The organism is Abyssibacter sp., assembly GCF_964229365.1.
GTDB lineage: Bacteria > Pseudomonadota > Gammaproteobacteria > Nevskiales > OUC007 > Abyssibacter.
Genome location: NZ_CAXRDQ010000062.1, coordinates 1 through 7,501, shown reverse-complemented (window position 1 = coordinate 7,501; position 7,501 = coordinate 1). Strand labels below are relative to the sequence as shown.

General features: G+C 63.0%; 9 protein-coding genes. All 9 read left to right on the top strand.

The features are described from left to right. Positions 1–23: 23 nt before the first annotated feature. Complete coding sequence (locus ACE1EY_RS10015) at positions 24–1,421, top strand: DegQ family serine endoprotease (RefSeq protein ID WP_291514081.1); 1,398 nt, start codon at positions 24–26, stop codon at positions 1,419–1,421. Between the two features lie 2 nt (positions 1,422–1,423). After that, positions 1,424–1,687, top strand: coding sequence for a glutaredoxin family protein (locus ACE1EY_RS10010; protein ID WP_291514082.1), 264 nt, complete (start codon positions 1,424–1,426; stop codon positions 1,685–1,687). A gap of 61 nt (positions 1,688–1,748) precedes the next feature. Beyond that, entirely contained in the window at positions 1,749–3,545 is a 1,797-nt protein-coding gene (gene lepA / locus ACE1EY_RS10005) for a translation elongation factor 4 (protein WP_291514083.1), read from the top strand. Positions 3,546–3,554: 9 nt separating this feature from the next. Next, positions 3,555–4,334 (top strand): signal peptidase I, encoded by a 780-nt coding sequence (gene lepB / locus ACE1EY_RS10000; protein WP_370300108.1) that lies wholly within the window; start codon positions 3,555–3,557, stop codon positions 4,332–4,334. A 46-nt stretch (positions 4,335–4,380) separates the two neighbouring features. Continuing rightward, a complete protein-coding gene (locus ACE1EY_RS09995) occupies positions 4,381–4,755 on the top strand; it encodes a DUF4845 domain-containing protein (RefSeq protein WP_291514085.1) in 375 nt (124 codons plus the stop codon). Further along, positions 4,752–5,441 (top strand): ribonuclease III, encoded by a 690-nt coding sequence (gene rnc / locus ACE1EY_RS09990; RefSeq protein ID WP_291514086.1) that lies wholly within the window; start codon positions 4,752–4,754, stop codon positions 5,439–5,441. Before ACE1EY_RS09995 ends, rnc begins: the two co-directional genes overlap by 4 nt. Next, positions 5,438–6,343, top strand: a complete 906-nt coding sequence (gene era, locus ACE1EY_RS09985) for a GTPase Era (protein WP_291514087.1) — start codon at positions 5,438–5,440, stop codon at positions 6,341–6,343. The genes rnc and era overlap by 4 nt, the downstream gene beginning before the upstream one ends. A gap of 1 nt (position 6,344) precedes the next feature. Next, positions 6,345–7,058, top strand: a complete 714-nt coding sequence (gene recO / locus ACE1EY_RS09980) for a DNA repair protein RecO (protein ID WP_370300107.1) — start codon at positions 6,345–6,347, stop codon at positions 7,056–7,058. 120 nt (positions 7,059–7,178) lie between these two features. After that, the coding region (locus ACE1EY_RS09975; RefSeq protein WP_370300106.1) for a pyridoxine 5'-phosphate synthase at positions 7,179–7,501 on the top strand (323 nt) is incomplete at its 3' end.

The window sequence follows — 7,501 nt, the reverse complement described above, 5'->3', positions numbered from 1 at the left end:
TGCGACACCGAACCATCGGGGACATGACACCGAAGACATTCCGTTGCTGGCGGGCGCTTGTCGCGCTGCCAGCGGTGCTGCTGATCGCTGCTTGCACGCGCGGCCTGCCGGATTTCACCGGTTTGGTTGGCGATTTAAGCCCCGTCGTCGTCAATATCAGCACGGCGGCCGTCCTCGTGGATGGCGAAAACCGTCCCGAGAACGACTGGTTCGAGCGATTTTTCGGACTCAACCCCGGCCAGGATCAGGCACCCCAGCCGGGTGCGCAGTCCCTGGGCTCCGGGTTCATCATCTCTAAAGACGGGTTCATCCTGACCAACTATCACGTGGTCGCCGGTGCCGATGAGATCGTTGTGCGTCTGTCTGATCGGCGTCAGATGGTGGCCCGTCTAGTCGGCACCGATCAGCGCAGCGACCTCGCGTTGATCAAGATCGAGGCCACGGGACTACCGACCGCAGACATTGGCTCGGCCGACGATCTCAAGGTCGGCGAATGGGTGCTGGCAATCGGGTCGCCATTCGGATTCGACTATTCGGTGACGGCCGGGATCGTCTCCGCCAAGAACCGCAGTCTTGCGACCGAGCAATATGTGCCCTTCATCCAGACGGATGTGGCGATCAACCCTGGAAACAGCGGCGGTCCGCTATTCAACCTGGACGGCGAAGTCGTTGGAGTGAATTCCCAGATCTATTCTGATTCCGGCGGCTATCAGGGCGTTTCCTTCGCGATTCCGGTGGACGACGCGATGCGCGTGGCGAACCAGCTTCGGCAGACCGGCATTGTCGTGCGCGGCTGGTTGGGCGTTGTCGTGCAAGAGGTGGATCGGGCGTTGGCGCGTTCCTTCGGCATGCGCCGTCCGGAGGGTGCCCTGGTGTCGCGTGTCGTGCCGAACAGCCCGGCCGCCGAGGCGGGATTGCAGGTTGGTGACGTGATTCTGCAGTTTGGTGACCGCGATGTCGGCACCTCCCGTTCGTTGCCGCACATGGTTGGACGAGCCGAACCCGGTGACCGCATCCCGCTGCGTGTGCTGCGCGATGGCGAGCGGATGAAGATCTCCGTGCGCATTGGCGCGCTGGAGACCGATGAACGCGCCAGCCTAAGCCCGCCGGAGCCCGATCAGCGCGCGCGTCCGGCGGCCTTTGAACTGGGCATCGGCATCACCGAGCTAACCCGTGGTCAGCGTGCACAACTCGGCGTTGAGCAGGGCGGCGTACTGGTGACGGAGGTGCGGCCGGGCAGCGCGTCGGGAATCGCCGGTCTGATGCCAGGCGACGTCATCGTCTCTGTCGGACAGCAGCCGGTGGCCGATGGCCGCGATTTTCGGAGCGCGCTGCAAGCGGCTCGCGGCTCTGATTCGGTTCCGCTGTTGATCCAACGCCGTGGTTCCTCATTGTTCCTGGCGCTGGATGTGCCCGGCTGACGGTGGCGCTGCTCGTTCAATACAGTCGCGAACACTGTTCGCTTTGTTGCGAGATGGATGACGCACTGGACCAGTACTTCGGCTCCGGGGTCACCGTCGAACGTCGGAACGTCGACGACCACGCCGAGTGGGCCGAGCGATACGGCAGGGATGTTCCCGTTCTGACCACATCGTCTGGTCAGGAGCTGTGCCGGCACCGGCTGGATGTCGACGCCGTCCGTCGCTGGTTGCGCGGGGGCAATTCCCCGGCCGCGGCGACACCGTAGCCGGTATACTCGCGCGCTTTGTGCGCACGCCATGGCGCGGTTTCGTAGTTAACAGGCCCTCATGCAGTCCCGTATCCGCAATTTCTCGATCATCGCCCATATCGATCACGGAAAATCCACGCTGGCGGACCGCTTCATCCAGCATTGTGGCGGTCTTACCGAGCGCGAGATGGCGGCGCAGGTGCTTGACTCGATGGACATCGAGCGCGAACGCGGCATCACCATCAAAGCCCAGGCCGTCCGGCTCGATTTCGAGGCCGACGATGGTGAAACCTACCAGCTGAATTTCATCGATACGCCCGGCCACGTTGACTTCTCTTATGAAGTCTCGCGTTCGCTCGCAGCCTGTGAAGGCGCATTGCTGGTCGTCGATGCTTCTCAGGGCGTGGAAGCCCAAACGGTCGCCAACACCTACACGGCGATCGAGCAGGACCTTGAGATCGTGCCCGTCCTCAACAAGATTGACCTGCCCGCGGCCGAGCCCGAGCGAGTCGCTGCCGAGATCGAAGACGTCATCGGTCTGGAGGCCCGCGACGCGATCCGGACCAGCGCCAAATCTGGCATCGGCATCCGCGAAGCGCTCAATGCCCTGGTCAGGCGCGTGCCGCCGCCGGCAGGCGACGCGGACGCGGAACTCCAGGCGCTGATCGTGGATTCCTGGTTCGACAATTACCTGGGTGTGGTCTCGTTGATCCGCGTCGTCAACGGCAGCGTTGGTAAAGGCGACAAGATCCGCGTCCTTTCCACAGGCCGCGATTTTCAGGTCGATGCGGTGGGGACGTTCTCGCCCAAGCGAACCGAGCGGGCGCGGCTGGAATGCGGCGAGGTGGGGTACCTGGTCGCGGGGATCAAGGACATTCACGGTGCACCAGTGGGCGACACGCTCACCTTGGCCGTACGCCCTTGTGCAGCCCGTCTGCCCGGATTCAAGCGGATGCAGCCGCGGGTGTTCGCCGGACTGTTCCCGATCAGTTCCGACGATTTCGAGGACATGCGCGAGGCGCTGGAAAAGCTGAGTCTCAACGATGCCGCCCTGCAGTTCGAACCCGAGAACTCAGGCGCGCTGGGCTTCGGCTTCCGCTGCGGTTTCCTCGGCATGCTGCACATGGAGATCGTGCAGGAACGCCTGGAGCGGGAATACGACATCGACCTCATCACCACGGCGCCAACGGTCGTGTACCAGGTGGTGATGCTCGACGGCGATGTTCTCGAGGTCGACAACCCTGCGGATCTGCCCGATTCGGGCGAGATCGACCGGATCGAAGAGCCCGTCATCCATGCACGCATCCTGCTGCCACAGGAGTTCATCGGCGCGGTGATGCAACTTTGTATCGAAAAGCGTGGCGTGCAGAAGCGGCTGACCTATCACGGTCGTCAGGTCACGATGGCCTTCGAGCTACCCATGGCGGAGGTCGTGGTGGATTTCTTCGATCGCCTGAAGTCCGTCTCACGGGGCTATGCATCGTTCGAGTACGAGTTCGAACGGTTCGAGCCCGCGGCGCTGGTCCGGCTGGATGTGTTGATCAACGGCGATCGCGTCGATGCCTTGTCGAGCATCGTGCATCGCGACATGGCCTACGGTCGGGGGCGCGACTATGCCGAGCGGCTAGCCGATATCATCCCGCGACAAATGTTCGATGTTGCCATTCAGGCGGCGATCGGGTCGCGGGTTCTGGCCCGATCCACGGTGAAGGCGCTACGCAAAAACGTGACAGCCAAATGCTACGGCGGTGACGTATCGCGTAAGCGAAAGCTGCTGGAAAAACAGAAAGCCGGGAAGAAACGCATGAAACAGTTCGGCAAGATCGAAATTCCGCAGGAAGCCTTCCTGACCATGCTCAGTACGGACGGGGATTAACTACCGACTATGTTTGCGGACGACGTGCACCTCGACTTTGCAGCGATCTTGCTGATTCTCGCCGCCGTCACCGGCGCCATTTATCTGCTGGATGTGCTGCTGTGGGCCCGATCTCGCGGTCCGGGCACCAAGCCGTCGGGCCCGATCGAGATTTCCCGATCATTCTTTCCGGTGATTCTCATCGTGCTGGTGCTGCGCTCGTTTATCGCCGAACCGTTTCGCATTCCCTCCGGGTCGATGATCCCGACACTGCATATCGGCGATTTCATCCTGGTGAACAAATTCAGCTACGGCCTTCGGTTGCCGGTGTTCCACACCGAGGTCATTCCGCTGGGGTTGCCAGAGCGGGGCGATGTGGTCGTCTTCCGTTATCCGGAGGATCCGAGCAAGGATTTCATCAAGCGGATTGTCGGCTTGCCAGGTGATGTCATCGAGTATCGCGGCAAGGTGCTCAGCGTGAATGGCGAGGCGGTGGAGATCGAGCCGGTCGGGCTTTACCAGAGCGCCGATCCGCGGCATCGCTACGCCACCGAATATCAGGAGACGCTGAACGGTGTCGAGCACGGCATTCTGGTCAACCCCAGAGCGCCGGCCAAGGACTTTCGCTACACCGTTCCCGACGGGCACTATTTCGCGATGGGTGACAATCGCGATGGGTCAGATGACAGCCGCCGTTGGGGCCCCGTGCCGGAACGTAACCTGGTCGGCAAGGCGATGCTGATCTGGATGAGTTGGGACGGTGAGAACAACCGGCCGGCGTTGTCACGTATCGGCGATCTCATTCATTGACGTCCGTGCAGGCAATCGTGCAGTCCATGAACAACAGGGGAGAAGCATGAAAGGGCTAGAACATCAGAAAGGCCTCGGCTTGTGGGGCATGCTGTTCGTGTTCGGTGTGATCGGATTTGTCGCATTGGTCACGATCAAGTGCACTCCGATTTATCTGGGGCATATGGAAATCGAATCCGCGATCAAGGATGTCGCTGACGACTCCTCGTATGCGACAGCGTCTCCGTTCGAGATCCGCCGCGCCTTGCAGCGCCGGTTCGACGTTGATGATGTCAAGCAGTTGAAGACGAAGGACATCCAGATCCAGCGCGATGACAACACCCGCGTGATCTCGTATGACTACGATGTCGAGGTGCCGCTGTTCGCGAACATCTCCTTGAAGATCAAGTTCAAGGATGCGGTGAGGGTCCGCACCGCGTGACCCCGTCCCCGGCCGCTCTGCAGCGCGCCATTGGCTATGAGTTTGCGAATCAGCAACTGCTGGAGCAGGCGCTGCGCCATCGCAGTGCCGGCCGGCAGCACAATGAGCGCCTGGAGTTTCTCGGCGACGGTCTGCTGAACTTCGTGATCGCAGCCGAGTTGTACGCGCATCTGCCGGACGCGGACGAAGGTGATCTGTCGCGAATTCGCGCCGCGCTGGTTCGAGGTAGCACGCTCGCGGAGATCGGCCGGGAGCTGGGGTTGGGCGCCTGGATCAGCCTTGGCATGGGCGAAAAAGCCACCGGTGGGCATCGCCGCTCGTCCATTCTCGCCGATACCGTTGAAGCGCTGCTGGGCGCGATCTATCTGGACGCCGGTTTCGACGCAGCCGCGCAAGTCGTGCGTCATCTGTTCGCGCAGCGGCTGCGTGAATTGCCCGATGCCGAAACCCTCAAGGACGCCAAGACGCGCCTGCAGGAAGCCCTGCAACGCGACGGTCGGCCACTGCCTGAGTACGCCATCGTCGAGGTGACCGGCGAGCAGCACCGCCAGCACATGCGCGCAACCTGCGTACTCGCTGATTCGGAACAGGTATTCGAAGGCAGCGGCAGCAGCCGCCGCAAGGCGGAGCAGGACGCCGCCCGGGCCTGTCTGGAAGCGGTTTTTCAACTGGTGGCTCAGGCATGAGCGAAACCCGCGCCGGATTTATCGCCGTGGTGGGCCGCCCGAACGTCGGCAAGTCGACGCTGATCAATGCGCTGGTGGGCGCTCGCGTCAGCATCACGACCCCGAAGCCGCAGACCACGCGGCATCGCATCCTGGGCATACGGACCGAGGACAGCGTGCAGATGATCTTCGTTGACACCCCGGGCATTCACACCGGCGGCAAGTCTGCGATGAATCGCATGCTTAACCAGACCGCCGGGGACTCGATGCGTGATGCCGACTGCGTGCTCTGGCTCGTGCAGTCCAATCGTTGGACCGACGAAGACGCCGCCGTGCTCGAACGGCTGCGTACCGTCCGCTGCCCGGTAGGCCTGATCGTGACCAAGGTGGACCTGGTCAAGGACAAGGCCGAACTCATGCCGTTCATTGCCAAGACCGGCTCACGCCGAGCCTTCGATTTCGTCGTCCCCCTGTCGGCGACCAAGGGCAACAATCTGGATGCGCTGCTTGCGGAGGTCACGCGCGTGTTGCCGGAATCTCCGTTGCTGTTCGAGTCCGAGCAGGTCACCGACCGTGGCGAGCACTTCCGCATGGCGGAACTGATCCGGGAGCGACTGTTCATGTCGCTGGATCAGGAATTGCCGTATGCGATCACGGTCGAGATCGAGTCTGATGAACCCATGGAGGACGGCCGGCGGCATGTCAGCGCCGTGATCTGGGTCGCACGGGACAGCCACAAGGGCATCGTCATTGGCAAGCAGGGCGCGCGCCTAAAGCAGGTAGGCAGCGAAGCGCGGCGGGCGATTCAGGCGGATCTGGGGCAGGGGTTGCATCTGCAACTATGGTGCCGGGTCAAGCGCGGTTGGGCCGACGACGAGCGCGCGCTGGCGTCGCTGGGGTTCGATCTGCCCGACCAGGGCTGAGATGGCCACGTCCCGGCGCAGCCAGGATGTGGGCGTCGTTTTACACCGCCGGCCTTACCGTGAAACCAGCCTGATTGTCGACTGCCTGACCGAGCGGCACGGCCGCATCGGGCTGGTCGCCAAAGGCGCACGCCGAGGCGGTCGCCAGAGTCGCCTGGAGCCCCTGCGCGAATATGCGCTGAGCTGGACGGGCGCGGGCGAGCTCCACACGCTGAGTTCGGCGGAGCCGCAGCGCGGCGTCACGCTGCAGGGCGAGGCAGCCATTTGCGCCCTGTACGTCAATGAGCTGCTGATGCGTCTGCTGGCGCGCGATGACCCGCAGCCACGGGTTTATGCCCTCTATTGGGCCTGCCTGGACCGGCTATCGGATGCAACGGATCGTGAGCCGGCGCTGCGGGGCTTCGAATACCGGTTGCTGGAAGCCTTGGGTTACGCGTTTTCGCTGCAAGTAGATGCGAACGGCGCCGCCGTTCAACTCGACCAAGCGTACCGGTTGGATGCGCAGGATGGCCTGGTGCACGCCGAGCCCGGCGAGCAGGCCATCGGCGGCGCCACCCTGCGCGCGCTGGAGACCGATCGCTGGGAAACCCATCAGGCCAGGACGGAAGCCCGGTACCTGATGCGCATGGCGTTGGCGCCTTATCTGGGAACCCGGCCGCTGGAGTCGCCCCGCCTGCTCAAGCGTTTGCGGCAGATGGGGTCGGGTGGCGGTTAGGGAGACACTGAGCGTTTCCCGACCGTGTTCGCCCACATGATGACAGGGCGCATTTTTTGGGCAGCGCCTCTATGATGCGCCTCCAGTTCCCAATGCATCTTCTGCGTTTCCGGTGTCACCATGAGTCACCCTCCTATTCGTCTCGGCGTGAATGTTGATCACGTCGCCACCATCCGCCAGGCGCGGGGCACGCTCTACCCGGATCCGGCCGAAGCGGGCCTGCTGGCCGCCCACGCCGGCGCCGATGGCGTGACGGTGCATCTGCGGGAAGACCGGCGCCATATTCAGGAGCGCGATGTCCGTGCTCTGGCGAGCCAGCTGACTGTGCCGTTGAATCTCGAAATGTCGCTGGCCGAGGACATGCTCGATTTCGCGGTGTCGGTGGCACCGCCGCATTGCTGCCTGGTGCCCGAGCGGCGCGAGGAGCGCACCACCGAGGGCGG

Bases quoted from the DNA above. Each gene is read 5' to 3' on its own strand.
- ACE1EY_RS10015 (WP_291514081.1), top strand. From the start codon at position 24: ATGACACCGAAGACATTCCGTTGCTGGCGGGCGCTTGTCGCGCTGCCA.
- lepA (WP_291514083.1), top strand. From the start codon at position 1,749: ATGCAGTCCCGTATCCGCAATTTCTCGATCATCGCCCATATCGATCAC.
- lepB (WP_370300108.1), top strand. From the start codon at position 3,555: ATGTTTGCGGACGACGTGCACCTCGACTTTGCAGCGATCTTGCTGATT.
- ACE1EY_RS09995 (WP_291514085.1), top strand. From the start codon at position 4,381: ATGAAAGGGCTAGAACATCAGAAAGGCCTCGGCTTGTGGGGCATGCTG.
- era (WP_291514087.1), top strand. From the start codon at position 5,438: ATGAGCGAAACCCGCGCCGGATTTATCGCCGTGGTGGGCCGCCCGAAC.
- recO (WP_370300107.1), top strand. From the start codon at position 6,345: ATGGCCACGTCCCGGCGCAGCCAGGATGTGGGCGTCGTTTTACACCGC.